Genomic DNA, 24048 nt, shown 5'->3' on the forward strand with positions numbered 1-24048 from the left:
AGAGCGTCGATGGCGGCGAAATCGCCCTTGTGATCGATCACACAGGGAAATACCGGAGCGGCGCCCCGGGAATTCCGCTCAAAGCGAACACCCCGCTATGTCGCGGAATGATCTCAGGTCGGAAAGGTGACACGCATCACGAGCCCTCCCCCTTCGCGCGGCTGTGCGTAGATGTGCCCTCCGTGCGCCCGCGCGACCGAACGCACGATGGACAGACCGAGCCCGACACCCTTGTCGCTGCCCGTACGTTCGGTGCGCAGCCGCCGGAACGGCTCGAAGAGATTGTCGATCTCGTACGCCGGCACCACCGGGCCCGTGTTGGACACCACCAGGACCGCCTGGCCGTGCTCCACGTCGGTGGTGACCTCGACCCAGCCGTCCTCGGGCACGTTGTACCGCACGGCGTTCTGGACCAGGTTCAGCGCGATCCGCTCCAGCAGGACGCCGTTGCCCTGGACGACCGCCGGTTTGCGCCCGCCGCGGATCTCCACACCCTTCGCCTCCGCCTCCCCGTGTACCTGGTCGATGGCCTGGGTGGCCACCTCCGCGAGGTCCACGGGCCCCCGCTCCACGATCTGGTTGTCGCTGCGCGCGAGCAGCAGCAGGCCCTCGACGAGCTGCTCGCTGCGCTCGTTGGTGGACAGCAGCGTCCTGCCGAGCTGCTGCAGCTCCACCGGTGCCCCCGGATCGGAGAGGTGCACCTCCAGCAGCGTGCGGTTGATCGCCAGCGGGGTGCGCAGCTCGTGCGAGGCGTTGCCCACGAAGCGCTGCTGCGCGGTGAACGCCCGCTGGAGCCGCTCCAGCATGTCGTCGAAGGTGTCCGCCAGTTCCTTCAGCTCGTCGTCCGGGCCGTCCAGCTCGATCCGCCGGGACAGGTCCGAACCGGCCACCGCGCGGGCGGTACGGGTGATGCGGCCCAGCGGCGACAGGACCCGGCCGGCCATGGCGTAGCCGAAGGCGAAGGCGATGATCGCGAGACCGAGGAGCGCGCCCAGGGAACGGCTGAGCAGATCGTCGAGCGCGTGCTGCCGCTGGACCGCGTTGCACTGCTTCAGCATGTCGTTCAGCTGGTCGTTGGTGGTCGCGCTGTTCAGCTGGGGGCAGGTCTCACTGGTGATGTCGATGTTGCTGCCGCTCACCCGGAAGGACTGGCCGCTGCCGCCGTCGTGCAGCGCCTGGGCGGCCAGCAGGTAGATGATCGACAACAGCAGGATTCCCGCGATCAGGAACATGCCGCCGTACAGCAGCGTGAGACGTATGCGGATGGTGGGACGCAGCCAGGGGAAGGGCGGTTCGCCCTTTCTCGGGTCCCAGGTGGGCTTGGGGGGCGCCGTGGGGGGCGCGGGTGCGGCGGCCATGACGCATCAGATCCGGTATCCGGAGCCGGGCACGGTCACGATGACCGGCGGCTCCCCCAGCTTGCGGCGCAGGGTCATCACGGTCACCCGCACCACGTTGGTGAACGGATCCGTGTTCTCGTCCCAGGCCTTCTCCAGCAGCTGCTCCGCGGAGACGACCGCGCCCTCGCTGCGCATGAGCACCTCCAGGACGGCGAACTCCTTCGGCGCGAGCTGCACCTCCTTGCCGTCCCGGAAGACCTCTCGGCGATTGGGGTCCAGCTTGATTCCGGCACGCTCCAGCACGGGCGGCAGCGGCACGCTCGTACGCCGCCCCAGGGCGCGCACGCGTGCGATGAGCTCGCTGAACGCGAAGGGCTTGGGCAGATAGTCGTCGGCGCCGATCTCCAGGCCCTCGACACGGTCGCTGACGTCGCCGGACGCCGTGAGCATCAGCACGCGCGTGGGGATGCCGAGCTCGACGATCCTGCGGCAGACGTCGTCGCCGTGCACGAGGGGGAGATCGCGGTCGAGGACGACCACGTCGTAGTCGTTGACGCCGATGCGCTCCAGGGCGGCCGCACCGTCGTACACGACGTCGACGGCCATGGCCTCCCGGCGCAGTCCGGTGGCCACCGCATCGGCGAGCAGCTGCTCGTCCTCGACGACGAGTACGCGCACGTCGCTTGTCCTTCCTCATGTCCCGCCCTCGATCGGGCAGCGCCTCAGGACGCACTCGGGCAGGGGTACGGGTGGGTGTTGCCTCCATCCTGCCCTTTTCGGTCATAAGTCGGCTGTAAGGCGAGGAGGGGAGGGCGGCGGACCCGGCGGTGGGCAGGTGGCGGACGGGCGCCGGACGGGCGCCGGACCGGGGAACGTCCGGGCGAACGGGGCGGGAATACGAGATTTTCTCGCGCGGTTAGGTTTCCACGGAAGAGAGCTTGGGGAGGACGGGTTTACATCCCGCGATCACGCTCTGCTCGTACCGCCACCATGCGGTGCGCTTCAGTCCGCTTCCGCAGAGCGGGCGTGGATGTCCGGCACCGTCGCCTCCCGGCCGGGTGGCGCTGGGCATCCGCTGTGGACGTGATCGTCGCTTTCCGATCGGCACACCCCCGTGCCACCCGACCCACCCGACCCAGGACGAGGGGGCGCAGCATGGACGCATTCACCGCAGGACTTCTGCAGCGCATAAAGGCGACCGAGTCCGATCTGTCGCGTGCCCGCGACGAAGGCGACGACTTCCTCGCCGACGTCGAACAGGGCGAGCTCGACGACCTGCGCCGCCTCGCCGCCGAACACGGCGTGGAGGTCGGCGCGCAGGCCGTCTGCTGAACGAGTGAGCACGGCAGGCCCCGGCGAATCCAGCGCCGGGGCCTGCTCGTTCGTCACGGCCGACGCGCGGGGCGGTGGACCTCGGCCGTGTCCCGTCAGTCGTGCCAGGCGCCCAGGTCCTCCAGGTGCCGCTGCAGCGGCTCGAAGACTCCCGGCGTCGCCGCCACGGTGAGGGCCCAGGACGGGCGGTCTCCGGGGCGGCCGCCCGTCAGCGCGCCCGCCTCGCGGGCGATCAGGTCACCGGCCGCCAGGTCCCAGGGGTGCAGTCCGCGCTCGTAGTAGCCGTCCAGGCGCCCCGCCGCGAGGTCGCACAGGTCGATCGCGGCCGAGCCGCCCCGCCGGATGTCCCGCAGCAGCGGGATCAGGCGCTGGGCCACATCGGCCTGGTGGGCGCGGACCTCGGTGACATAGTTGAACCCGGTCGACACCAGCGCCTGGTCCAGCGGCGGCGAGGGACGGCATGCCAGCCGCCGCTCGCCCGCCCAGGCACCGGTCGCCCAGGCACCGCGTCCGCGCACCGCGTGGTACGCCTCACCGCGCATGGGGGCCACCACGGCCCCGGCCACGGTCTCGCCGTTCTGCTCGGCGGCGATGGAGACGGCCCAGGTGGGCAGGCCGTACAGGTAGTTCACGGTGCCGTCGAGCGGGTCGATCACCCAGCGGATGCCGCTGCTGCCCTCGGTGGAGGCGCCCTCCTCGCCGAGGAAGCCGTCCTCCGGGCGGCGCTCGGCGATCAGCGTGGTGATCAGCTTCTCGGCAGCGATGTCCATCTCGGTGACGACGTCGACCGGGCTGGACTTGGTCGCGGCGACCGCCAGGTCGGCCGGCCGGCCGTCCCTCAGCAGCTCGCCCGCGCGGCGGGCCGCCTCACGGGCGAGCTGCAGCAGTTCCGCGTGCAGGGGGTCGGTCACGGTGCTCCTCAGGCGTAGGGGCTGTCGGCGCCCGCGGCGGCGGGACGCGGGGCGCGGGCCGGACAGCAGCCCACCGGGCACAGGTTGTGGCTCGCGCCGAGCGCGCCCAGGGCGCAGGGCGTGACGTCTCGACCGCGCTCGGCGCCGGCGCGCTCCACGATCAGGTCACGGATCGCGGCGGCGAACCGCGGGTCGGCGCCGACGGTCGCCGAGCGGCGCACCGGCAGACCCAGCTCCGCCGCCTTGGCGGTGGCCTCGGTGTCGAGGTCGTAGATGACCTCCATGTGGTCGGAGACGAAACCGATGGGCGCCATGACCACGGCCGGGACCCCGGCCGCGTGCCGCTCCTCGAGGTGGTCGCAGATGTCGGGCTCCAGCCAGGGGATGTGCGGGGCGCCGGAGCGGGACTGGTAGACGAGCTGCCAGGGGCGGTCGACGCCGGTGCGCTCGCGGACGGCGTCGGCGATCACCTGGGCCACGTCCAGGTGCTGGCGGACGTACGCGCCGCCGTCGCCGTGCTCCTCCACCGGGCCGGAGGTGTCGGCGGCGGCGGTGGGGATCGAGTGGGTGCAGAAGGCGAGGTGTGCCCCGTCCCGCACGTCCTCGGGGAGGTCGGCGAGGGACCGGAGGACCCCGTCGACCATGGGTTCGACGAAGCCGGGGTGGTTGAAGTAGTGCCGCAGCTTGTCGATCTCCGGCGGCTCCAGTCCCTCCTGCTCCAGGGCCGCGAGGGCGTCGGCGAGGTTCTCGCGGTACTGGCGGCAGCCGGAGTACGAGGCGTAGGCGCTGGTGGCCAGGACGAGGATCCGGCGGCGGCCGTCGCGGATCATCTCGCGCAGGGTGTCGGTGAGGTAGGGCGCCCAGTTGCGGTTGCCCCAGTAGACCGGCAGGTCCAGGCCGTGGTCGGCGAAGTCCTTGCGCAGCGCGTCCAGCAGGGCGCGGTTCTGCTCGTTGATGGGGCTGACCCCGCCGAAGAGGAAGTAGTGCTCCCCGACCTCCTTGAGGCGTTCCCTGGGGATACCGCGCCCGCGCGTCACGTTCTCCAGGAACGGGACCACGTCGTCCGGGCCTTCGGGACCACCGAAAGAGAGGAGGAGCAGGGCGTCGTAAGGGGTGGCATCGAGCACGTCAGGCATGTCCCCGATCCTCCCACCCGTCACCGGCGGCCGGGACAGGGTGGGGTGTCGCGTGCCGTACCGCTTTCCCGGCTGCCGTAATCGCTGGTGCATACGGGTGAACGCGCCGGTAAGCTGTACCGACTGCGGTCGCACCTTACTGAGAGGCGGTCGCACTGAGCAGCCTCCGGAGACCCCGTGCCCAGCCCCTATCGCGCCCTGTTCGCCGCACCCGGCAGCAGGGCTTTCTCCGCCGCGGGGTTCCTCGGCCGGATGCCGCTGTCCATGATGGGCATCGGCGTGGTGACGATGATCTCCCAGCTCACCGGCCGGTACGGGCTGGCCGGGGCCCTCTCCGCGGCGCTCGCGCTGTCCGCCGCCGTGGCGGGCCCGCAGGTGTCGCGTCTGGTGGACCAGTACGGGCAGCGGCGGGTACTGCGCCCCGCGACGCTGATCTCACTCGCCGCGGCCGCCCTGCTGCTGTTCGCCGCGCATTACGCGTGGCCGGAGTGGGTGCTGTTCGTCGCGTGCGTGGGCATCGGCTGTGTGCCGAGTCTCGGTTCGATGATCCGGGCCCGCTGGGCCGCCTTGTACCGGGGCACCCCGAAGCTGCACACCGCGTACTCGTTCGAGTCCGTGGTGGACGAGATGTGTTTCATCTTCGGTCCGATCATCTCCATCGGGCTGTCCACGGCCTGGTTCCCCGAGGCGGGCCCGCTGCTCGCGGCCTGTTTCCTGGCGGCCGGTGTCTTCTGGCTGACCTCGCAGCGCGCCACCGAGCCAGAGCCGCATCCGCGTGAGCACAAGGGCGGGGGTACGGCGCTGCGCGCGCCGGGCCTGCAGGTCCTGGTCGCGACGTTCGTGGCGACGGGGGCGATCTTCGGCGCCGTGGACGTGGTCACCGTGGCCTTCGCCGAGGAGGAGGGGAGCAAGGCCGCCGCCAGTGTGGTGCTCGCCGTGTACGCGCTGGGTTCGTGTGTGGCGGGGGTCGTGTTCGGGCTGCTGCACTTCGCGGGGGCACCGGAACGTCGTTGGTTGCTGGGCGTCTGCGCCATGGCCGTGAGTATGATCCCACTCCTACTGGTCGGGAACCTGCCGTTTCTGGCCGTGGCGCTGTTCGTTGCGGGTCTGTCCATCGCTCCGACGATGATCACGACGATGTCCCTCATCGAAGAGCACGTACCACGCGCGCAGCTCACCGAGGGCATGACCTGGGTGAGCACCGGGCTCGCGGTCGGGGTCGCGGTCGGCTCCTCCGCGGCCGGCTGGGTGATCGACGCGGCCGGGGCGCGTGCCGGGTACGGGGTTCCGGCGGTGGCCGGTGCCGTCGCGGTGGCGGTCGGTTTCCTCGGGTACCGCCGGCTCAAGCGGCCGGCGCCGGGACGGGGAGGCTTCGTTGGGCGGCACGACGAGCGCGAGGAACGGCACATGGCGTAACTGGGGCGGCAACGTCTCCGTACGTCCCGCGCGGGAGGTCGCACCCGCCTCCGTCGAGGAACTGGCCGCCGCCGTGCGCCGGGCCGCCGAGGACGGGATGCCGGTGAAGGCGGTCGGTACCGGCCACTCCTTCACCTCGATAGCCGCCACCGACGGTCTGCTGATCCGCCCTCGGCTGCTGACGGGCATACGTCGGATCGACCGCGCGGCCGGCACGGTCACGGTGGAGGCCGGCACCCCGCTCAAGCGGCTGAACCTGGCCCTCGCGCGGGAGGGTCTGTCGCTGACCAACATGGGCGACATCATGGAGCAGACGGTCTCCGGCGCCACGAGTACGGGCACCCACGGCACGGGCCGCGACTCGGCCTCCATCGCCGCCCAGATCCGGGGCCTGGAGCTGGTCACCGCCGACGGTTCGGTGCTCACCTGCTCCGAGAAGGAGAACCCGGACGTCTTCGCGGCCGCCCGGATCGGGCTCGGTGCCCTCGGCGTCGTCACCGCGATCACCTTCGCCGTGGAGCCGGTCTTCCTGCTCAGCGCCCGCGAGGAACCGATGCCCTTCGAACGGGTCTGCGCGGAATTCGATCAACTGTATGCCGAGAACGAGCACTTCGAGTTCTACTGGTTCCCGCACACCGGGAACACCAACACCAAGCGCAACAACCGCAGCGCGGGTCCCGAGCGGCCGGTGCCGCCGCTCAAGGGCTGGTTCGAGGACGAGTTCCTCTCCAACGGCGTCTTCCAGGCGGCCAACTGGGTCGGCCGAGCGGTGCCCGCGACCGTTCCGGCCATCGCGCGGATCTCCAGCAGGGCCCTCTCCGCGCGGACCTACACCGACATTCCCTACAAGGTCTTCACCTCGCCGCGCCGGGTGCGTTTCCTGGAGATGGAGTACGCCGTTCCGCGCGAGGCCCTGGTGGAGACACTGCGGGAGCTGAAGGCGATGGTCGACCGCTCTCCGCTGCGGGTCAGCTTCCCCGTCGAGGTGCGTACGGCGCCCGCCGACGACATCACCCTGTCCACCGCGTCCGGCCGGGACAGCGCCTACATCGCCGTCCACATGTTCAAAGGGACCCCCTATCAGGGGTATTTCACCGCGGCCGAGCGCGTATTCACCGCGCATGAAGGGCGGCCCCACTGGGGAAAGATCCATACACGGGACGCGGAGTACCTCTCACGGGTGTATCCGCGCTTCGGGGAATTCGTCGCGCTACGGGACCGGCTCGACCCTGAACGCCGCTTCCGGAACGACTACTTGCGGAGAGTTCTGGGGTCGTAGAGGATTCGTGGCGCGGCGTGCCAATCCACGCAGGTGGCCCAAATGGAGTACTGTTGCCAGCCCTGGGCCGGGTTCCCGTCAGGGTGCCCGGACTCGAGGACCGCCGGGAGGGGACTAGTTGCACAGGGTGAGGCAGTTGGTCACTTAGCGTTGCGAATAAGTAACCGTGCCATAACGGCGATCCAGGGCCCGCGCCCGACACGCCGGGCAACTCGGCAAGGTTGTGGCAGGCTGCACCCGGGCAGGCCACACTCGACTAGCGGAAGCAGCGACGTGACGTCGGCAGGCACCACCCGGGAGGTCCCCATGCCGGAACTGCGTGTCGTGGCCGTCTCGAATGACGGCACACGGCTGGTGTTGAAGGCTGCGGACAGCACGGAGTACACGCTTCCGATCGACGAACGGCTCCGCGCCGCGGTGCGCGGCGACCGTCCCCGCCTCGGCCAGATCGAGATCGAGGTGGAGAGCCATCTCCGCCCCCGTGACATCCAGGCGCGTATAAGAGCCGGTGCGACCGCGGAAGAGGTCGCCCAGATGGCCGGCATCCCCGTGGACCGCGTACGCCGCTTCGAGGGCCCCGTCCTCGCCGAGCGCGCGTTCATGGCCGAGCGCGCCCGCAAGACCCCCGTCCGCCGCCCCGGCGAGAACTCCGGCCCCCCGCTCGGTGAGGCGGTGCAGGAGCGGCTGCTGCTGCGCGGCGCCGAGAAGGACACCGTCCAGTGGGACTCCTGGCGCCGCGACGACGGCACCTGGGAGGTGCTGCTGGTCTACCGGGTCGCGGGCGAACCGCACTCGGCGAGCTGGACGTACGACCCGCCGCGGCGGCTCGTCCAGGCCGTCGACGAGGAGGCGCGCTCGCTGATCGGCGAGTCCGACGACCTCGCCGCGCCCGAGCCCAGCTTCCCGTTCGTGCCGCGCATCGCCCGGCTGCCGCGGGACCGCCCGCTCGACCGTCCCGGTGACCGTGACCGGCCGGGCCTGCCCGCGCAGGCGTCCGAGCCGGACGAGGAGTCGCTGACCGCCACGGCCTCGGGTGAGCGGGACTCGCTGACCAGCCTGCTGGAGGCGGTGCCGAGCTTCCGCGGCGACCTGGTCGTCCCGGAGCGTCCGTCCGAGACCGCTCCCGAGGAGCAGGACCCGGAGCCCGAGGCGGAGGAGCCGCCGGCCCCCGCCGCGTCGGCCGGATCCGCGTACGCGGACGTCCTCATGCCGCGTTCCGTCACCAGTCACCGCGACCGTCTCATCGGCTCGACCGACCGTCAGGCCGAGGCGGACGGCGTCCGTCCGGGCCGCCGCGCGGCGGTGCCGAGCTGGGACGAGATCGTGTTCGGCACACGGCGGAAGAAACAGGACTAGCCCGTTCGGACGGTTCGCGGTCGCGGCGGGTTGACGGGAATTCGTCATGTAAGGGGTGCTCACCATGGGTGGGCGCCCCTTACAAGTCCGTGCTCTACCGCGGATCCGGACCCACCGCGACCGGCCGCTCCGGGTCCGCCGACCACTCCGACCAGGAACCGACGTACAGCGCCGCCGGAATACCCGCGACCGCCAGCGCCAGCACCTCGTGCGCGCCGGAGACCCCGGAACCGCAGTACACGCCTACCGGTGCGCCCTGCTCCACGCCAAGCCCCTTGAAGCGGGCGCCCAGTTCGCCGGCGGGCAGGAAGCGGCCGTCGGCGCCGACGTTGTCCGTGGTGGGCGCCGAGACGGCGCCCGGGATATGCCCGCCCACCCGGTCGATGGGCTCCACCTCACCGCGGTACCGCTCCCCCGCGCGGGCGTCCAGCAGCACCCCCGAACGCGCCAGCGCGGCCGCCCCGTCGGCGTCGAGCAGCCCGGACTCCGCCGGCTCCGGTACGAAGTCGCCCTCGGCCGGCCGCGGGACCGACGTCTCCAACGGCCCCTCCCAGGACGGCAGCCCGCCGTCCAGGACCCGCACGTCCGGGTGCCCCGTCCAGCGCAGCAGCCACCACGCGCGGGCGGCGCCCCAGCCCATGCCGCCGTCGTACACGACCACGGGCGTCCCCGACGACACTCCGGCGCGTCGCATCGCGGCGCCGAACACCACGAGGTCCGGCAGCGGATGGCGGCCGTGCCCGCCCGGCGCGGACGCGAGCTCCTCGTCCAGGTCGACGAAGACGGCACCGGGCAGATGTCCGGCCCGGTACGCGGCCCGTCCGTCGAACGGCGGTTCACCGGACGCGGCGGCCGTGCTGAGCTGCCAGCGGACGTCGAGCAGCACCGGCGGGTTGGCGCCCGTGAGCGCGCTCGCGAGTGCGGAGGCGGAGATGATGGCGTTCATGGCCCCCATCCTCGCGCACGGGGTGGCCGAGCCGTCCACGTCCGGCTACTCTGCTCGGCCGGACAGGACCGGTCACGAGGCGTACGGGAACGGCCACATACTGTGTCGGCGACGGCGCGGGAACGATCCGCCGGACGCGAGAGGACAACGGCCGCCACACGCGGCCGAGAAGAGAGTAGCGATGACCGACGCACGGGGGAACGCCCGCCCGAACGGCGAGGCGCCCGCTCGGCAGACACCCGGCACACCCTGCTGGGTGAGCCTGATGGTGCACGGCCTGGAGACCACCGAGGAGTTCTACGGGGCGCTGTTCGGCTGGGAGTTCCGTCCCGGCCCCGAACAGCTCGGCCCGTATGTGCGCGCCCTGCTCGACGGGTGCGAGGTGGCCGGCATGGGGGTGCTGCCGCCGGACCGCGATCTGCCGATCGCCTGGACGCCGTACTTCGCGTCGGACGACGTGGACCGGACGGCGGACGTGGTGCGGTCGTGCGGCGGCACCATCGGGGTGGGCCCGCTGGACGCCGCCGACGCCGGCCGGCTGGCGATCGGCTCCGACCCCTGTGGTGCCGTCTTCGGCGTCTGGCAGGCGTCCGCGACCCCGGGCACGGCCGTCAGCGGGGTGCCCGGCAGCCCCGCCTGGAACGACCTGACGACCTTCGAGTCGACGAACATCGCCAAGTTCTACGCGACCGTGTTCGGCTACGACGAGGAGCCGGTGGTCTCCGCCGACCTCGACTACGTCACCCTGCACCTGGACGGCCACCCCGTGGCCGGCGTCCACGGCCTGGGCAACGCCCTCCCCCGCGACCGGGGCCCGCACTGGACGACGTACTTCACCGTGCCCGACACCGACGAGGCGGTCGACCAGGTGCTCCGCCTCGGCGGCCGCCTCCTGACCCCTGCCCACGAAAGCGACCACGGCCGGGTGGCCCTGGTGACGGACCCGGAGGGCGCCCGCTTCGCCCTGCTGCGGGCACCGCGCTGAGACGCCGCATCCGGAGTGGCCGGCGCGATGTCGGGCCACTCCGGGCGGACTTCACTGTCCTGAGGCGAGTTCGGCGAGGAGTCGCCGGCCGGCGACGGTGAACGGGTGGTCGGCTCCCAGGCCGCGTGCCCGTCTGGCCACGACATCCGTCATGATGGCGACGGCCACGCTCACATCGCCCTGTGCGGCCCGTGTCCGGGACAGGAGCTGCCGCGCCGAGAGCACGAGCGGGTGGTCGGGACCGAAGCGTCGCCGGTACGCGTCCGCGACCAGCCGGATCTCCTGGTCGGCCTCGTCGAAGCGGCCCAGGAGATACAGCGCCCAGGCATGGTTGTGGTGGGCGCCCAGCGTCACCGTGTGGTCGGGACCGAGGTGCCGTACGCACTCCGCCGGCAGGGACAGCAGCTCGCCGCCCTCTTCGGCGGCCAGCTCGGACGCCGGCAGCAGCACCAGCAGGCTGGAGCGGGAACGCAAGGTCAGCGGGTGGGCCGGGCCCAGCGTCCGCTGTCTGCCGGTGACCGTGGAGCGGAGGAGCGAGAGGGCCTCGTCGCGGCGCCCGAGGTTGCCGAGCACCAGCTGAAGGCCGTGACGGCTGTCCAGGGTGTCGGGGTCGTCGGCACCGAACAACCGCTCCTGAGCCGCGTGGACATGTGCGAGCAGTTCTTCGGCGCTCGGGTATGCGCCCAGCCGGAAGAGCGCCCGTCCGGCCCTGGAGCGGGCGGCCAGAACATGACGGTGCTCGGTGCCCAGCCACCGCTCACCGAGGTCCGCGGCTGCCCTGGCCGTTTCGCAGGCGGACAGATAATCCCCCTTACGGTGCAGGGCGCTGGACAGCCTGGTCGCCACGGCCACCGCGTCGGCCGATACCGACTGGTCGCCCGCGCGCCGTAGCAGGGCGAGCGCGTGCGGCACCAGCAGCCGAAGCCCCGGATCGTCCGGGCCGGCGTCGGGCACACGGGGTACGCCCGCGTCGAGCAGCCGGACCGCGGTGGTGTGGAGGGCCGGAACCATGTCCGCCGGAGTCGCCGCGGCGACGCTGTCGAGCAGCACCGCGTGGCTCTGTACACAGCGCTCGCCGACATCGACGAGTTCGGTCAGTGACTGGTCGAGCAGCGCTCTCAGCGCCGTCTCGCAACGGGCCCGCGGCAGGGCTCCGTCGACCTCGCTGCGGTTGAGCAGGGACAGCGGCAGTGGCTCGGGAGCGAACCGCGACAGGAGCCTGAGCAGCGCGGTCGCCTCCGGCAGGCCACGGGCCTCGAACGCGTCGAGGGTCAACTGCCACGTCAGGCCCACCAGATGCCGGGGGTCCTCCTCGGACAGGGCGTCGGCTCCCCGGTCGATGAGTTCGATCCCCTCGCCCTCCTCCAGACGGCGCCCGTATGTCTCCATCGTCCAGGGATCGAGCACTTGCTGGGAGAGGAAGCCCCCTGCCAGCGTGAGGGCGAGCGGCAGCCGGCCGAGCCGGTCCGCGATCCTGGCCGCCTCCTGCTCATTGCCACTGTGCGGTGCGAGGTCCCGTAACACCCGCGCGGCGTCCTCACGCGGCAGCACACCGATGTGCTGCAGCTCCGCGCCCGGCCACCAGCGGGCGGCCGGGCGGCGGGTGGTCACCACGACCGTGCCCCGTGAACTGGTGCGCAGCCAGCTGCCGTCGCGGAGGATCTCAGGGTGGTCGGCGTTGTCGAGCACCAGTAACCAGGGTTCCGCGGAGCGGTCGAGGCACTGCCAGACCAGATCGGCGGCGGGACGCAGTCCGTTGCGGGCGGCCAGCAACCTGGCGTCGTCGGCCCCCCGGTCGGCGGCGACGGCAAGCATCCCCGCACGCAGGCTCGCCCGGTCGGAGGCGCTGACCCACAGCCCGACCCTGGCGCCTTCGCCGGTGGCCAGCTGGAACAGGGTGTAGGCGACCGCGGTCTTGCCGGAGCCGCCCATGCCGTACAGCACGTAGACCTCGCCGCCGTGGCCTTCCCGCACGCTCGACCGCAGCCGGTCCAGCACCTCGGCGCGGTCGCGCAGGACGACCGGGGGTCTGCCGACCGCCGGCCGGCGAACCGAGTCGGGGCCATGGAGGCCGGCCGGCTCGTCGCCACGCTCACCGTGGTGATGGTGCTCGCTGATGTGCTGGTCACCCGACGCCTGGTAGACGCGGCCACGGCCCTCGGCGTGGCCGTCCATCGCGCCCGTCATCGCCGCGCGTGGTGCTGGTCTCGTCCGGCCCGATGGGTGACCGGTGTGACTCCCGCGCTCCGCGCGAATAATGCCCTCTCCGGGTCCACAGTTCCCCCTGCCCCAAAAACTCGACTTTTTCATATCATCCGCTAAATGACCCGCATCTGTCTTCTTTTGATACACATCATTTCGCGACTGTTCATCGTCGCATCCATGCACCGAAGAGAACAACAAAGGAGCCGATCACACCCTTGAGCGTGTCCACTTTTCGCGCGGTCAAGCAGGTATGTTCACTGCTAAAGTAGCCGGAATCCGATCCAGCCGAGGGGGCGATGGCATTGAGCAGGCCATGGGAAGCGGATCCCGCCACGACATTCAAGCGACGACTGGGAAAGTCACCGCAGGAACTGGGGCACACGACCGACAACCCCGACTGCCCCGACATCTGGGAACTCGGGAACGGCGACATCGCTGTCATAGGCCGTGACCTCACGGTACCGCTGGGCGGGAAGTTACCCGAAGGGGTCTCCGTCGGGGCGGACGAACGCATCGTGGTCATCCCCAGGAACATGTTGATCGCAGCGAAACCGGATATCCCGAATGTTTGACTCCTTCCCGCACGGAACATCGCAACGCATGGATCGCCCCACGTACCATGCCGACTTCCGTCGCGTCTACGAGAGCGGAATTCGCCACCTCAACAAACTGGAACGGGGCCAGACTTTCCAAGAGCGCGGGTTCGCCAGCTGGGAGGCCTTCGCCGCCGGGGACTGGGACCGCGCGCTGTCCCTCGTCCAGGAGAAGCGCGACTCCTACGCCCGACAGTTCCGCGACGCCGCACGGCTGGGCATCCTGGAACGTCGCCTGCGCGTCGTGGAGTTCCCGGTGACCCCGTACGTGCAGTGGGAGCTCTTCGTCCTGCGCCTGCGGGTGGAACTGGGCGACAACATCAGGGTGCTCGACGCCCGCGACATCACGGACGTTGAGAAGAACCGTCCGGTCCCCGAAGTGGTGATCCTGGGGGATGTCGCCCTGTACGAGGTGCTCTACGACGACGAGGGGAACGCGGCGGGAGCCAACCGCTTCACCGATCGAGCCCTGATCCGTGAAACCTCCGCCGACTTCGACACCCTGTACGAACGGGGCGCCGACTTCCACGACTTCTTCGCCAGGGAGATCGCACCGCTGGCGCCACCTGCGGTGGTCCACTGAGAGCCGGAGGGGACACCCTCGGCGCGGGTCGCATCGCCCTGCGCGCCGGAAGGGCGGTTCACCGCTGGGGCACGGACGGGAGTGTGTACTCCGCCCAGACGGTCTTGCCCGGGCCGTCGGGGCGTGGGTGCCAGTTCCAGTGGGTCGCGAGGTGCGATACGAGGAGCAGGCCGCGGCCTGACTCGGCGGACTCCTCCGGAACGGTGGGGCGTCGGGGATCGCGTTCCGCGCGGGTGTCGGTGACCTCCACGCGTACGCCGTCGGGGGTCGCGTGAAGGCCGAGGTGGAAGTCCCGGCCGGGGACGTGGCCGTGCTGGACGGCGTTCGCGGAGAGTTCGGCGACGATCAGCACGATCGCGTCGTGCGGGTCGGTGCCGTACGGGATGCCCCACGCGTCCAGGCGTACGGCAGCCAGATGGCGGGCGAGTCGGGCTCCGCGGGGTGTGGAGGTGAAGCGCATCCCGAACGTGCGGGGCCGGCCCAAGGGGGTGGGGTTGATGGGTTTCGTCGTCATGCTCTTTACGGTTCCGTCCGTCGCGTAGCGTGACCAGTGGTGACGCAGCGACAGGGGGCGGATGTACGCGCTTTGTCCGCACAGGTAGGAGCTGTGCGCCGTGACGGCGTTCCTTGCGGGGGCGTTGAGCGGAAGAGGCGGTGGTGGCATGACTGAGCGCAAGGGTGCGGAAGCCGGGACCGAGGCGGTTCCGGGGCAGCGCGTGAACGAGGGTGGGGCCGGGCGGCGGCCCGAGGACGAGTCGGGGCGAGGCGTCATCGTCGCGTTCGGGCAGACGATGAAGACGCTGCGCGTGCGGGAGGGGCTGGAGCGCGAGGAGTTCGGGCGGCGGCTCGGGTACTCGGCGTCCACCATCGCGTCGTTCGAGCAGGGGCGGAGGATTCCGACGCCTCAGGCGATCGAGCGTGCGGACGAGGTACTCGGGGCGAGCGGGTTGCTGAGCCTGTGGAAGGAGCAGGTGGAGCGGGCTCAGTATCCGGCGTTCTTTCAGGGGATGGCGGCCTTGGAGAAGGAAGCCATTGAACTCGTCGCCTACGACACCCTGGTGGTCAAAGGGCTGCTTCAGACAGAGGAATACATGAGGGCGCTGCTCGCCATGAGGCGGCCTCCCCTGGACGAGGAGACCATCGAGCACCGAGTGACGGCGCGCATGACCCGGCGGGACATCTTCGACCGGCGCCCAGCCCCGCTGTTGAGCTTCGTACTCGACGAGGCGGTCCTGCGGCGTCCGTACGGCGGCAAGTCCGTGCTGCGTGGACAGTTGGAGCACCTGCTTCTGACCGGTCAGAAGCGCAACGTGGAGGTCCAGGTCATGCCGGTCGATTGCGAGGACAACGCCGGCGTGAACGGGCCGTTCACCGTCGTCACGCGCAAGGACGGCAAGAAGTTCGTATACGCGGAGGCGCAAGGGGTCGGCTCTCTTCAGACCGACCCCGAGCAAGGGGCCCTGGCCGCCGCCCGCTATGGGATTATCCGATCGCAGGCTCTCAGTCCGCGAGAGTCGCTGGAACTCATCGAAGGGGTGCTGGAATCACTATGAGCAACGCTGAGTCCTCGACCGTCGCCTCCGGCCTGGCCTGGTTCAAGAGCAGCTACAGCGGAACCGAAGGCGGCGATTGTGTAGAGGTGGCTGCCGCCACGGCAGTCGTGCACATCCGGGACTCGAAGGCTGAGCCCGGGCCCGTACTCACCGTCTCGCGTGCGGCATGGGCGGGCCTCGTCGGGTTGACCTCGTCGGAACGACGCGGTTGACGCCGGGGACCGGATGCGTCAGGCGGGGACCCGTACCGTCTCCACCCAGCTCGGGGGCTGCGGTGCGCCGTCGCCGATCAGGGCCGCGATCAGGCGGCAGGACGGGGTCTCGTCCGGCCAGGGGGTGAGCCCATCGGTGAGGACGATGACGATGGACGGGCGGTCGCGGGCCGCGAGGGCCGCTTCGATGCCGACGCGCATGTCCGTGCCGCCCCCGCCGCCGAGGGTGATCTGGTCGGTGGCCGTCACCCGGGACACGGCGTGCACGTCGGCGTCGCAGGCGAGGACGGTGACGCGGTTGCCCCGTACGCCGACCTCGCGCAGCACGCCCGTCACCTCCCCCAGCGCGGCGGCGAGTTCGTCGTCTCCCATCGAGCCCGAGGTGTCGACGACGACGGCCACCCGGGGCAGCGGGCGGCGCAGGCTGGGGAGGACGACGCCGCGCAGCGCCGGGGTGCGGCGCGACGGGCGGCGGTAGGTGTAGTCGATGGCGCCCGCCGCCCATGCGGCGGCTTCCCGGACCGCGCCGGACAGTGCCTGCCGCCAGTCGACGGTGGGTTCCAGGAGTTCCTCGGCCCAGCGCTGCCAGCCCGCGGGCAGGGTGCCTCGGGAGCGTTGGTGGGCGCGCATCGCCTCGGCGGTGTGCCGGCGCAGTGCCTGGGCCTCGACGTCACCGAGGGCGGCGGGGCCGGCGGTTCCGGGGAGGTCCCAGGGCGCGGGACGGCCATGGGCACCCGAGCCGCAGTCGTGTCCCCGTACGTGCGGCGGCAGTTGGGGCAGGTACGTCTCGAACAGCCGGCCTTCGGGCAGGCCGTAGAGGCGGGGCTCGACGCGTCCGGCGGGCAGGCGCAGGCCGTCGGTGAGGAGGTCGTCGTTGATCTCGCAGTCCTGGGCGACGTTGACGCGGTACCGGTCGCGCTGGTCGGCGGCGGGCAGCCGGCCGGCACGGCCGTGGTGGTCGCGCAGCAGGTGTGCCACCTCGTGGATCCAGACGCCCGCGAGTTCCTCGACGGGGGTCGCGTCGACGAAGGCGGGCGACACGTAGCAGCGCCAGTGCCGGTCCACGCCCATCGTCGGCACCTCGTGGCTGGCCACGACGGTCAGGGCGTACAGGGCGGAGGCCAGGTAGGGGCGGTCGTTGGCCGCGCGGTAGCGGGCGGCGAGCAGTTTGGTCGTGTCGAGGCGGCCGCGGGGGTCCGTCATGCTCGTGGGTCTCAGCGGCCGCCGGGCAGGGCCCCGGACAGCTGCAGCAGGTCCAGGAACCCGTCGATGCCCGGGGGTACGGGCCAGTCGAGCCGGCGCATCGTCGCGAGGTCGGTGGCGGCCCGGGCGGCCACGTCCGGGACGCCCGCGTCCACGGCCTTGGCCAGGACCACCCAGCCGGCCTCCCAGCGGGGCCGGGTGAGATCGCTCTGGATGGCGGCGACGACCGCGATGAGGAAGGCGAGTTGGCGGTCGCCGCGCTCGGGCAGGGCGAACGCCTCGGGGTCGGCGAGGACCCGCTCGGGGTCGGGCAGATCGAGGTGTTCGAGGTACGACAGAAGTTCGATGCCCGCGCCGTCCCCGACGGCACCGGTCAGCGCGGCGGCCGTGGCCTCCCGGCCCGTCCCGGTCGCGTATCCGGTGGCCAGCAGCCGCAGCGCCATCTCCCAGGTGCGCGGGGACGGCCAGGAGCGGCCCCGGCTCTCGGCGTCGGCGGGGATGTGGTGGACCAGGCCGGGCCGGGCCGTGAGGAAACCGGAGACGGCGCCGCGGGCCCGCGCGACGGCGCCGGGCACCTTGGCCGGATCGACCGCCGGAATGGCCACCTCCGGCCAGGTGCCGGCCATGCCGCGCGCGACCGTGGCCGGGTCATGGGTCCAGTCGAGGTGGACGAAGCGGTTGGCGAGCGGCGGGCTGAGATGCCAGCCGTCCGCGGCGCTGGAGGGCGGGTTGGCGGCGGCGACGATGCGCACCGCGTCGGGCAGGACGAGGCTGCCGACCCGGCGTTCGAGGACGACCCGCAGCAGCGCCGCCTGCACGGCCGGGGGCGCGGAGGACAGTTCGTCGAAGAAGAGCAGGCCCTGTCCCGCGCGGGTGAGGCGGACCGCCCAGTCGGGCGGGGCCATCGGTACTCCGGTGGTGGCCGGGTCGTCACCGACGATCGGCAGTCCCGCGAAGTCGGACGGCTCGTGCACGCTGGCGATGACCGTCTCCAGCGGCAGGCCGAGCCCGGCGGCGAGCTGTTCCAGTCCGGCGGACTTGCCGATGCCCGGTTCGCCCCACAGCAGGACGGGCTGATTGGCCGTCACCGCCAGTGCCAGGGCCTCCAGTTGCGGGTTGGCGGCCGGCTCCGTGCGGTGCGCGCGCAGTCGGCCGACGAGGTCGTCGGCGGCGGCCAGGGGGGCAGGGGTGGTGTTCAAAACGGTATGTCCTCTTCGTCCGCCGCGCGCTGTTCCATCCATTCGTCCCACCAGTCGGCGCCGATGCCGGGATGCTCCTCCCGTACGCGGTCCCGGAGGAAGGACAGGTCGGCGCGCTTGTACCGGCGTACGGTCTGGGCCAGCGACAGCTCGGACTCGTCCTCCACGTCGATCCGGGCACCGGCGGCGAGGAACGCCTCCACGAGGGCCCTGGAACCGCCGTCGTTGACGGCTACGAAGAGCGGAGTACGGTCCCGCTGGTCCCTGGCCTCCAGATCGAGCCCCGCCGCGAGCAGCCGCGGCAGGAGCGGTTCGTGGTCGAGGAGATGCAGTACGTGGAGCAGCGAGCGTCCGGTGGCGTCGCGCACGCGGGGGTCCATGCCGGCGTCCAGGAGGTGGAGCACGCCGTGGGTGTCACCGTGCTGGGCACGCAGGAACAGGTCCCGGCGCTGGGCACGCAGCGCCTTGGGCAGCCGCCCGCTGCCGGACGCCCAGGTCTGCTCGACGGCGAAGCATCCGGCGACGGCGCCGCCGAACGCGCGCAGGGCCCGCTCGCGCCGCTGCTCCTCGTCGCTGTGCGGCATACGGAGCAGACCGCCCGCGCGGAAGCCCACCTCGTGCCACTCACCGCGGCAGCGCACCCGGACGGATGCGGGGTCGGTGGGGCCCGGCGGGCCTTCGGCACCCCGGAGGGCGGGGAACAGCGCCTCGCTCACCAGCGGATGCAGGTGCTCCGGCTCGATGCCGCCGACGCGCATGAGGTCGAGGTCGGGGAGCCTGCGCCAGAGCGCTTCGGCCAGGAACGGCACCCCCTTGGTCTCCTCGCGGCCCACGGCCCTCATCCGCAGCCCGGTGCGGCCGCCGGTGGCCGCCGGTTCCAGCAGGAAGCGGGTGTGCCAGTCACCCATGACGAGGTAACGGTCGCCGACGCCCTCGTCCGTCAGCCGGCGGACCTCCCGCTCCAGGCGGGTGTGGTCGAGGGCGAGACGGCCGAGAAGCACCGCCGGATCGCCCCGGTACCAGCCGGGTCCGGCCGGAGGTGTCAGGTCGAGCTCGATCCCGGCGGCGGCGAAGGCCGCCTCGACCTCGCCCTTCCGGTGCAGCAGGGTGACCCACTCGGCGCGGGCGGCCGCGTCGCCGGGGCCGGGGTCCGCGGTGGGCAGTTCGTCCGTACGGCGTGGGCGGCCGTCGGCGTGGAAGAAGGGGGGCCGGTCGGTGCCGCCGCCGCGCTCGCGCAGTTCGGCGGTCCGGCGCGCGTCCCACAGGTGCCGGGCGTACCGCCAGTCCTCGGCTCCACCGCCAAAGACACCCGCGCCCTCCTCGTCCGCGACGGTGCTGAAGCGCAGGGTGATCCGCTGCGGGCCCTCCAGCATGGCGGGCGTGACCAGGTGCAGATACGGCGCGGCCCGGGGGCCTTCGCCCTCCCGCAGCGGCCGGTAGCGGGCGAGGACGACGGTCCGGCCGGTGTCGAGGGTGGTCCGTCCGCCCAGAACCCGGGGCAGGTGCCAGCGCACCAGGTCCGGGACCAGGTGGCGCAGGTCCTCCTCCAGTGCGTCGGCGATGTCGTCGCCGCAGTGCTCGGCGACCTCCGGCAGGTCGATGTCGACGTCCACGCCGGCCGCCGCGCACGCTCCGCGCCAGTCTCCGGCCGTACGGCGTTCCGTCGCGCTCCCGATCATCGTGCGGGGGACGGCGTAACGGCGGATCCTCCGCCAACTCGCCGCCTCCTCCGGGGAGAAGCAGGGGGAATCGGGGCGGCCGCTCAACGGTAGACACTTCCTATCGCGCGCAGGTCGGGGTGGGACCCGGCCATGGGCCGCAGGCGCCGCGTGAAGGACCGCTTCACCTTCCGGGGCAGTCCCGGCCCCAGACCGACGTACTCCAGCGGCGAGCCGTCCGGCACCGCCGCCAGCAGGGACTTCGCGCCCCGCCCGGTGAGCCCGGTGTGGCACAGCTCCAGCCGGCGCAGCGGGCTGCCGGGGAGGGCGGCGGCCAGGGCGTGGGCGCCTTCGTCGCCGGTGGCGTTGGCGGGGGCGCCGAGGCTGCGCTCCGACATCGGCCGACCCAGGTCGAGCATCTCGATGGCGCCCAGGGCGTCGGCGAGGGCGCGCGCCCCGGCCGGTCCGATCCCGTTGCCGCCCAGGCCCAGCCGTACCGGCCCTCCGGCGTCGGCGGCGGCTGCCGCGAGGACGGCGGCGCCCTCGTCGCCGAGGTGGTTGGCGGGCAGATACAGCTCGCGTACGCCGGCGTCCCTGATCAGCGCCGCCAGCAGGCCGGCGGCCTCGGCGGTCAGGCCGTTACCCCCGAGGAACAGGCGTTCCACGGGGCGCGGGCGGCCGGTGAGGGCGTCGAGCAGGGTACGCAGACCGTCGGTGGTGACACCGGTGTTGACCAGGTCGAGGGTGCGCAGCGCGGTGTTGCGGCGGAGCATCGCGGCGAGCGCCGAGGCGCCGTCGTCGCCGACCGGGTTGCGCTTGAGCCACAGGGCCCGGACGGTGTCGTCCGCCGACAGGGCGTCGGCGAGCGCGCCGGCGCCGTCCGGGCCGATGCGGTTGCAGCCGAGGTAGAGCGTGTGCAGTCCATGGCCGTCGGCGAGTGCCCGGGCGACCGTGGACGCGCCTTCGTCTCCGATGGCGTTGGTACCGAGGAGCACGTGCCGGGCGTGCGGTGAGGCGGCGGCGACGGGCATCAGCCGGGCGGCGCCGGCCGTGCCGAGCCCCTGCTTGCACAGGTCGACACGGCCGTCCGCGCGGACGGTGCCGAGCGGGAACGTCTCGTCGGTCTCCACCGCCCGCGCCGACCTCAGCCGGGTCAGCAGCGGGTCGAGCCCGGAAGGATCACTGATCGGAATGTCCGGGTGCTCGATCGCCGGGCAGCGCACGGGTGTCGGCTGCGTCATCACCACTCCACCGGTCCATCGCCGGTGCCCGGCCCGCCGAGGGCGGCACCGCCCTCCGCCCGCCCAGGACGGACCGACGCCAATCGACGTTCCTCCACGACAAGGGTGGCAAGGCTGGTCGGATTCGAACCGACGTCCTCCAGCTCGATGCTAGGGCGCGACGACCTCTGCGCTACAGCCTCGCCATGGATGATCATAGCGGGATCGGCCGCCGTGTCGATCACTTGTTTGAATGAATTCTTGTGCGCGGCCCCCGCGGTCGGTGGCCCCCGCACCGTCGGTGGTCCCCGCGCGGTCGGTGGCCCCCGCGGTCGGTGGTCCCCCGCACGGTCAGCGGTCCGTCAGCCGGACGAGACCGGCAGCACATCCGGTGACAGTGCCCCCGCGCCCGACGTCGCGGCCGTCATACGGCGGCGGTGGTGACGCCGGCACAGGACCTCGTAGCCGACCTCGTCCGCAGCGCCGGTGACATCGCCGACGACGACCTGGGCGCCCTCGACGACCATGACGCCGCCGACCGTGCGGGCGTTGTGCGTGGCACGGGCGCCGCACCAGCACAGGGCCTCGACCTGGAGCACCTCGACCCGGTCGGCCAGTTCCACCAGGCGCTGGGAGCCGGGGAACAGCTTGGAGCGGAAGTCGGTCGTGATGCCGAAGGCGTAGACGTCGAGTTCCAGGTCGTCGACCACGCGCGCGAGCTGGTCGATCTGCTCCGGCCCCAGGAACTGCGCCTCGTCGGCGATGACATAGTCCGCGCGCCGGCCCTGGGAGAGATGGTCGACGAGGTACGCGTACAGATCCGCGCCGTCGCCGACCTCGACCGCGTCCGTGACCAGGCCGAGGCGGGAGGACAGCTTGCCCTCGCCGGCCCGGTCGTCACGGGTGAAGATCATGCCGACCAGGCCCCGCGCGGAACGGTTGTGCTCTATCTGCAGAGCCAGTGTCGACTTCCCGCAGTCCATCGTTCCGGAGAAGAACACCAGCTCGGGCATGGGAGGTCGGGCACCTTTCGGCAACGGGGTCGGGGCGGGCGGGGAGTCAGGAGCGTACTTCGAGCAGCGGGACGAGCTGCTCGGCGGGTGTCAGCGAACCGTGGTTGCCGACCATGGCCGACTCCCTGGGCTCCCGCTCTGAGGCGATCAGCAGGACGTCGTCCCGCGCGGCGGCGATCACGTCGCCGAGGCGCTGATGGACGCGCTCGTCGACGGACGGCCCGAACCAGCCCGCCTCGATCGCCTCGTCACGCGAGGCCACCCAGAACTGCTCGCCGAGCACCTCGCGCCAGCAGGTCAGTACGTCACCGGCGGCGCCCGGTACGGCGTAGACGTGCCGGGCGCGGCCCTCGCCGCCGAGGAGGGCGACCCCCGCCTTCAGCTCCCAGTCCTCGTCGAAGTCGATACGGTGCTGCTCGTCGAAGGGGATGTCGACCATGCCGTGGTCGGCGGTGACGTACAGCGCGCTGCGCGGCGGCAGTTGTTCGGCCAGGCGCTGGACCAGGCGGTCGACGTACATGAGCTGGCCGCGCCAGGTGTCGGAGTCCACGCCGAAGCGGTGGCCGGCGCCGTCGACCTCGGCGTAGTACGTGTAGACCAGCGAGCGGTCGGCAGCGGCCAGCTGCTCGGCGGCGACGTCCATGCGCTCCTCGCCGGACAGCCTCCCGTGGAAGCTGCCGCCGCTGAGCGCGACCTTGGTCAGCGGGGTGTTCGCGAAGGCCGGCGAGGAGACCTGGGCCGCGTGCACACCCGCGCGGTGGGCCAGCTCGAAGACGGTGGGGTACGGCTGCCAGGCGCCGGGCGGGGTCCAGGGCTGCCAGCGCAGCTGGTTCATCAGCTCGCCGGTGCCGGGATCGCGCACGGTGTAGCCGGGCAGGCCGTGCGCCCCCGGCGGCAGGCCGGTGCCGACGGAGGCGAGGGAGGTGGCGGTCGTCGCCGGGTATCCGGTGGTGATCGGACGGCCGGTGCCGCCGCGCGAGGCGGCGAGCAGGGACGTCATGAAGGGGGCTTCGTCGGGGTGCGCCTTCAGCTGCTCCCAGCCCAGCCCGTCGATCAGGAACACGCAGTTCCGGTCGGCGGGGGTCAGCTCGGGGATCGCGGCGGTGGTACCGGGGACGCCCAAACCCGCGGCGAGCGTGGGCAGCAGGTCGGCGAGCGAGCCGGTGCCGTAGGCGGGCAGGGGGGCGGAGGAGAGGGGGAGGGGCTCCGGGTCGGTGTCCCAGACTGCGGGAGGGGCGGGCGCGGGGCGCCCTCGGTCATGGGCGGCGGGGGGAGACGGGTGGGACATCAGCGGGCGGTGTCCGCGGTCGCCTCGGAGAGGGCCTGGGCGAACGTGAGGGCCTGGCGTACCGTCTCCGGGCCGTCGCCGGCCTCGCTGACGCGCAGGCTCAGGTCGTCGGCCGTCGAGCTGCCCGTGTAGCCGTGGTCGGCCTCGCAGTTGGGGTCGCCGCAGGCGGCCGGCTCCAGGTCGAGGCGGGCGACGGCGCCCCAGCCGATGGTGAGCACGATCTCGCGCGGCAGCGTGCCCGGCTTGTACGACTCCGGGTTGGCGACCACGCGGCTGACCACGATCGACGAGATCCGGCCGAGCTTGACCGACTCCGTGGACGTGGTGGCGTACGGCGTCGGGGAGGTGGTGTCCGCGGCCTGCTCGTCGGTGTGGCTGACGATGAAGCGGTTGTCGGTGAGGACGAGCACGGTGACATGCCGCCGTACCTCGTTCTGGTCGAACGTCGTCTCCTGGTGGACCAGGTACGACCGGACGGGCTCGCCGCCCACGGCGGCCTCCACCGCCTCGGCCACGAGAGCCGGGTAGTAGCCGCTGCGTTCGATCGCCGCCCGCAGCCCCTGGGTCGTCGTACTGGTCTTGGCCATGACGCCCATCCTACGGGGGACCGCCGACTGCCC

Annotated in this window: 23 protein-coding genes and 1 tRNA gene; 9 read left to right on the top strand and 15 right to left on the bottom strand. The window is 72.0% G+C overall.

Annotated features, from left to right (window positions below):
- Positions 1 to 113: 113 nt before the first annotated feature.
- Positions 114 to 1358, bottom strand: coding sequence for a sensor histidine kinase (locus ACGFR9_RS28875; protein WP_393213992.1), 1245 nt, complete (start codon positions 1356 to 1358; stop codon positions 114 to 116).
- Between the two features lie 6 nt (positions 1359 to 1364).
- A complete protein-coding gene (locus tag ACGFR9_RS28880; protein ID WP_393213995.1) occupies positions 1365 to 2018 on the bottom strand; it encodes a response regulator transcription factor in 654 nt (217 codons plus the stop codon).
- Positions 2019 to 2495: 477 nt separating this feature from the next.
- On the opposite strand from ACGFR9_RS28880, the gene ACGFR9_RS28885 reads away from it, so the two are divergent.
- Complete coding sequence (locus ACGFR9_RS28885; protein WP_393213998.1) at positions 2496 to 2672, top strand: hypothetical protein; 177 nt, start codon at positions 2496 to 2498, stop codon at positions 2670 to 2672.
- Positions 2673 to 2767: 95 nt separating this feature from the next.
- On the opposite strand, the gene ACGFR9_RS28890 is transcribed toward ACGFR9_RS28885, so the two are convergent.
- Positions 2768 to 3583 (bottom strand): inositol monophosphatase family protein, encoded by an 816-nt coding sequence (locus ACGFR9_RS28890; RefSeq protein ID WP_393214001.1) that lies wholly within the window; start codon positions 3581 to 3583, stop codon positions 2768 to 2770.
- An 8-nt stretch (positions 3584 to 3591) separates the two neighbouring features.
- Positions 3592 to 4719, bottom strand: a complete 1128-nt coding sequence (locus tag ACGFR9_RS28895) for a ferrochelatase (RefSeq protein ID WP_393214004.1) — start codon at positions 4717 to 4719, stop codon at positions 3592 to 3594.
- A 177-nt stretch (positions 4720 to 4896) separates the two neighbouring features.
- Here ACGFR9_RS28895 and ACGFR9_RS28900 point away from each other — a divergent pair, with 177 nt between their 5' ends.
- From ACGFR9_RS28900 to sepH, 3 genes are all read left to right on the top strand, one after another.
- A complete protein-coding gene (locus ACGFR9_RS28900) occupies positions 4897 to 6135 on the top strand; it encodes an MFS transporter (protein ID WP_393214007.1) in 1239 nt (412 codons plus the stop codon).
- The gene (locus ACGFR9_RS28905; protein WP_393214010.1) at positions 6095 to 7414 is read left to right on the top strand and encodes a D-arabinono-1,4-lactone oxidase; all 1320 of its coding nucleotides are present in this window, start codon (positions 6095 to 6097) and stop codon (positions 7412 to 7414) included. Before ACGFR9_RS28900 ends, ACGFR9_RS28905 begins: the two co-directional genes overlap by 41 nt.
- Positions 7415 to 7720: 306 nt before the next feature.
- Positions 7721 to 8770, top strand: coding sequence for a septation protein SepH (sepH, locus tag ACGFR9_RS28910; protein WP_393214013.1), 1050 nt, complete (start codon positions 7721 to 7723; stop codon positions 8768 to 8770).
- A 94-nt stretch (positions 8771 to 8864) separates the two neighbouring features.
- Here the strand turns inward: sepH and ACGFR9_RS28915 are convergent, their stop codons facing one another.
- Positions 8865 to 9716: a sulfurtransferase gene (locus ACGFR9_RS28915; RefSeq protein ID WP_393214016.1), complete on the bottom strand. Its 852-nt coding sequence runs from the start codon at positions 9714 to 9716 to the stop codon at positions 8865 to 8867.
- A gap of 181 nt (positions 9717 to 9897) precedes the next feature.
- Here ACGFR9_RS28915 and ACGFR9_RS28920 point away from each other — a divergent pair, with 181 nt between their 5' ends.
- Positions 9898 to 10701, top strand: a complete 804-nt coding sequence (locus tag ACGFR9_RS28920; protein WP_393214019.1) for a VOC family protein — start codon at positions 9898 to 9900, stop codon at positions 10699 to 10701.
- A gap of 51 nt (positions 10702 to 10752) precedes the next feature.
- On the opposite strand, the gene ACGFR9_RS28925 is transcribed toward ACGFR9_RS28920, so the two are convergent.
- Complete coding sequence (locus tag ACGFR9_RS28925; RefSeq protein WP_393214022.1) at positions 10753 to 12888, bottom strand: tetratricopeptide repeat protein; 2136 nt, start codon at positions 12886 to 12888, stop codon at positions 10753 to 10755.
- Between the two features lie 320 nt (positions 12889 to 13208).
- On the opposite strand from ACGFR9_RS28925, the gene ACGFR9_RS28930 reads away from it, so the two are divergent.
- The gene (locus ACGFR9_RS28930; protein WP_078621481.1) at positions 13209 to 13478 is read left to right on the top strand and encodes a hypothetical protein; all 270 of its coding nucleotides are present in this window, start codon (positions 13209 to 13211) and stop codon (positions 13476 to 13478) included.
- Positions 13471 to 14082 carry a DUF6879 family protein gene (locus ACGFR9_RS28935; protein WP_393214025.1) on the top strand — a complete coding sequence of 204 codons (612 nt, stop codon included), beginning with the start codon at positions 13471 to 13473 and terminating at the stop codon, positions 14080 to 14082. The genes ACGFR9_RS28930 and ACGFR9_RS28935 overlap by 8 nt, the downstream gene beginning before the upstream one ends.
- A 58-nt stretch (positions 14083 to 14140) precedes the next feature.
- Here the strand turns inward: ACGFR9_RS28935 and ACGFR9_RS28940 are convergent, their stop codons facing one another.
- Positions 14141 to 14596 (bottom strand): ATP-binding protein, encoded by a 456-nt coding sequence (locus tag ACGFR9_RS28940; protein ID WP_393214028.1) that lies wholly within the window; start codon positions 14594 to 14596, stop codon positions 14141 to 14143.
- A 148-nt stretch (positions 14597 to 14744) separates the two neighbouring features.
- Here ACGFR9_RS28940 and ACGFR9_RS28945 point away from each other — a divergent pair, with 148 nt between their 5' ends.
- Positions 14745 to 15635 carry a helix-turn-helix domain-containing protein gene (locus ACGFR9_RS28945; RefSeq protein ID WP_393214031.1) on the top strand — a complete coding sequence of 297 codons (891 nt, stop codon included), beginning with the start codon at positions 14745 to 14747 and terminating at the stop codon, positions 15633 to 15635.
- Entirely contained in the window at positions 15632 to 15847 is a 216-nt protein-coding gene (locus tag ACGFR9_RS28950) for a DUF397 domain-containing protein (protein ID WP_393214034.1), read from the top strand. The genes ACGFR9_RS28945 and ACGFR9_RS28950 overlap by 4 nt, the downstream gene beginning before the upstream one ends.
- Before the next feature lie 18 nt (positions 15848 to 15865).
- Here the strand turns inward: ACGFR9_RS28950 and ACGFR9_RS28955 are convergent, their stop codons facing one another.
- From ACGFR9_RS28955 to ACGFR9_RS28990, 8 genes are all read right to left on the bottom strand, one after another.
- Complete coding sequence (locus ACGFR9_RS28955; RefSeq protein WP_393214037.1) at positions 15866 to 17050, bottom strand: VWA-like domain-containing protein; 1185 nt, start codon at positions 17048 to 17050, stop codon at positions 15866 to 15868.
- Positions 17051 to 17061: 11 nt separating this feature from the next.
- Positions 17062 to 18291: an AAA family ATPase gene (locus ACGFR9_RS28960; RefSeq protein WP_393214040.1), complete on the bottom strand. Its 1230-nt coding sequence runs from the start codon at positions 18289 to 18291 to the stop codon at positions 17062 to 17064.
- A complete protein-coding gene (locus ACGFR9_RS28965) occupies positions 18246 to 20015 on the bottom strand; it encodes an ankyrin repeat domain-containing protein (RefSeq protein ID WP_393214043.1) in 1770 nt (589 codons plus the stop codon). The genes ACGFR9_RS28960 and ACGFR9_RS28965 overlap by 46 nt, the downstream gene beginning before the upstream one ends.
- A complete protein-coding gene (locus tag ACGFR9_RS28970) occupies positions 20012 to 21148 on the bottom strand; it encodes a gala protein (protein ID WP_393214046.1) in 1137 nt (378 codons plus the stop codon). The genes ACGFR9_RS28965 and ACGFR9_RS28970 overlap by 4 nt, the downstream gene beginning before the upstream one ends.
- 106 nt (positions 21149 to 21254) lie before the next feature.
- Positions 21255 to 21330: transfer RNA gene (locus tag ACGFR9_RS28975), tRNA-Arg, on the bottom strand.
- A 159-nt stretch (positions 21331 to 21489) separates the two neighbouring features.
- Complete coding sequence (locus ACGFR9_RS28980; protein WP_393214049.1) at positions 21490 to 22140, bottom strand: thymidine kinase; 651 nt, start codon at positions 22138 to 22140, stop codon at positions 21490 to 21492.
- A gap of 46 nt (positions 22141 to 22186) precedes the next feature.
- A complete protein-coding gene (locus ACGFR9_RS28985) occupies positions 22187 to 23428 on the bottom strand; it encodes an alkaline phosphatase family protein (RefSeq protein ID WP_393214052.1) in 1242 nt (413 codons plus the stop codon).
- Positions 23428 to 24015 carry a DUF5998 family protein gene (locus ACGFR9_RS28990; protein ID WP_393214055.1) on the bottom strand — a complete coding sequence of 196 codons (588 nt, stop codon included), beginning with the start codon at positions 24013 to 24015 and terminating at the stop codon, positions 23428 to 23430. Before ACGFR9_RS28990 ends, ACGFR9_RS28985 begins: the two co-directional genes overlap by 1 nt.
- Between the last annotated feature and the right edge of the window lie 33 nt (positions 24016 to 24048).

Origin of the sequence: Streptomyces sp. NPDC048584, from assembly GCF_043199595.1 — a bacterium.
GTDB lineage: Bacteria > Actinomycetota > Actinomycetes > Streptomycetales > Streptomycetaceae > Streptomyces > Streptomyces edwardsiae.

Excerpts from the sequence above, each read along its gene's own strand:
- ACGFR9_RS28980 (WP_393214049.1), bottom strand. The coding sequence starts at position 22,140 with ATGCCCGAGCTGGTGTTCTTCTCCGGAACGATGGACTGCGGGAAGTCG.
- ACGFR9_RS28985 (WP_393214052.1), bottom strand. The coding sequence starts at position 23,428 with ATGTCCCACCCGTCTCCCCCCGCCGCCCATGACCGAGGGCGCCCCGCG.
- ACGFR9_RS28970 (WP_393214046.1), bottom strand. The coding sequence starts at position 21,148 with ATGACGCAGCCGACACCCGTGCGCTGCCCGGCGATCGAGCACCCGGAC.
- ACGFR9_RS28915 (WP_393214016.1), bottom strand. The coding sequence starts at position 9,716 with ATGAACGCCATCATCTCCGCCTCCGCACTCGCGAGCGCGCTCACGGGC.
- ACGFR9_RS28960 (WP_393214040.1), bottom strand. The coding sequence starts at position 18,291 with ATGGATGGAACAGCGCGCGGCGGACGAAGAGGACATACCGTTTTGAAC.
- ACGFR9_RS28895 (WP_393214004.1), bottom strand. The coding sequence starts at position 4,719 with ATGCCTGACGTGCTCGATGCCACCCCTTACGACGCCCTGCTCCTCCTC.
- ACGFR9_RS28885 (WP_393213998.1), top strand. The coding sequence starts at position 2,496 with ATGGACGCATTCACCGCAGGACTTCTGCAGCGCATAAAGGCGACCGAG.
- sepH (WP_393214013.1), top strand. The coding sequence starts at position 7,721 with ATGCCGGAACTGCGTGTCGTGGCCGTCTCGAATGACGGCACACGGCTG.
- ACGFR9_RS28990 (WP_393214055.1), bottom strand. The coding sequence starts at position 24,015 with ATGGCCAAGACCAGTACGACGACCCAGGGGCTGCGGGCGGCGATCGAA.
- ACGFR9_RS28920 (WP_393214019.1), top strand. The coding sequence starts at position 9,898 with ATGACCGACGCACGGGGGAACGCCCGCCCGAACGGCGAGGCGCCCGCT.
- ACGFR9_RS28940 (WP_393214028.1), bottom strand. The coding sequence starts at position 14,596 with ATGACGACGAAACCCATCAACCCCACCCCCTTGGGCCGGCCCCGCACG.
- ACGFR9_RS28950 (WP_393214034.1), top strand. The coding sequence starts at position 15,632 with ATGAGCAACGCTGAGTCCTCGACCGTCGCCTCCGGCCTGGCCTGGTTC.
- ACGFR9_RS28935 (WP_393214025.1), top strand. The coding sequence starts at position 13,471 with ATGTTTGACTCCTTCCCGCACGGAACATCGCAACGCATGGATCGCCCC.
- ACGFR9_RS28955 (WP_393214037.1), bottom strand. The coding sequence starts at position 17,050 with ATGACGGACCCCCGCGGCCGCCTCGACACGACCAAACTGCTCGCCGCC.
- ACGFR9_RS28875 (WP_393213992.1), bottom strand. The coding sequence starts at position 1,358 with ATGGCCGCCGCACCCGCGCCCCCCACGGCGCCCCCCAAGCCCACCTGG.
- ACGFR9_RS28945 (WP_393214031.1), top strand. The coding sequence starts at position 14,745 with ATGACTGAGCGCAAGGGTGCGGAAGCCGGGACCGAGGCGGTTCCGGGG.
- ACGFR9_RS28925 (WP_393214022.1), bottom strand. The coding sequence starts at position 12,888 with ATGACGGGCGCGATGGACGGCCACGCCGAGGGCCGTGGCCGCGTCTAC.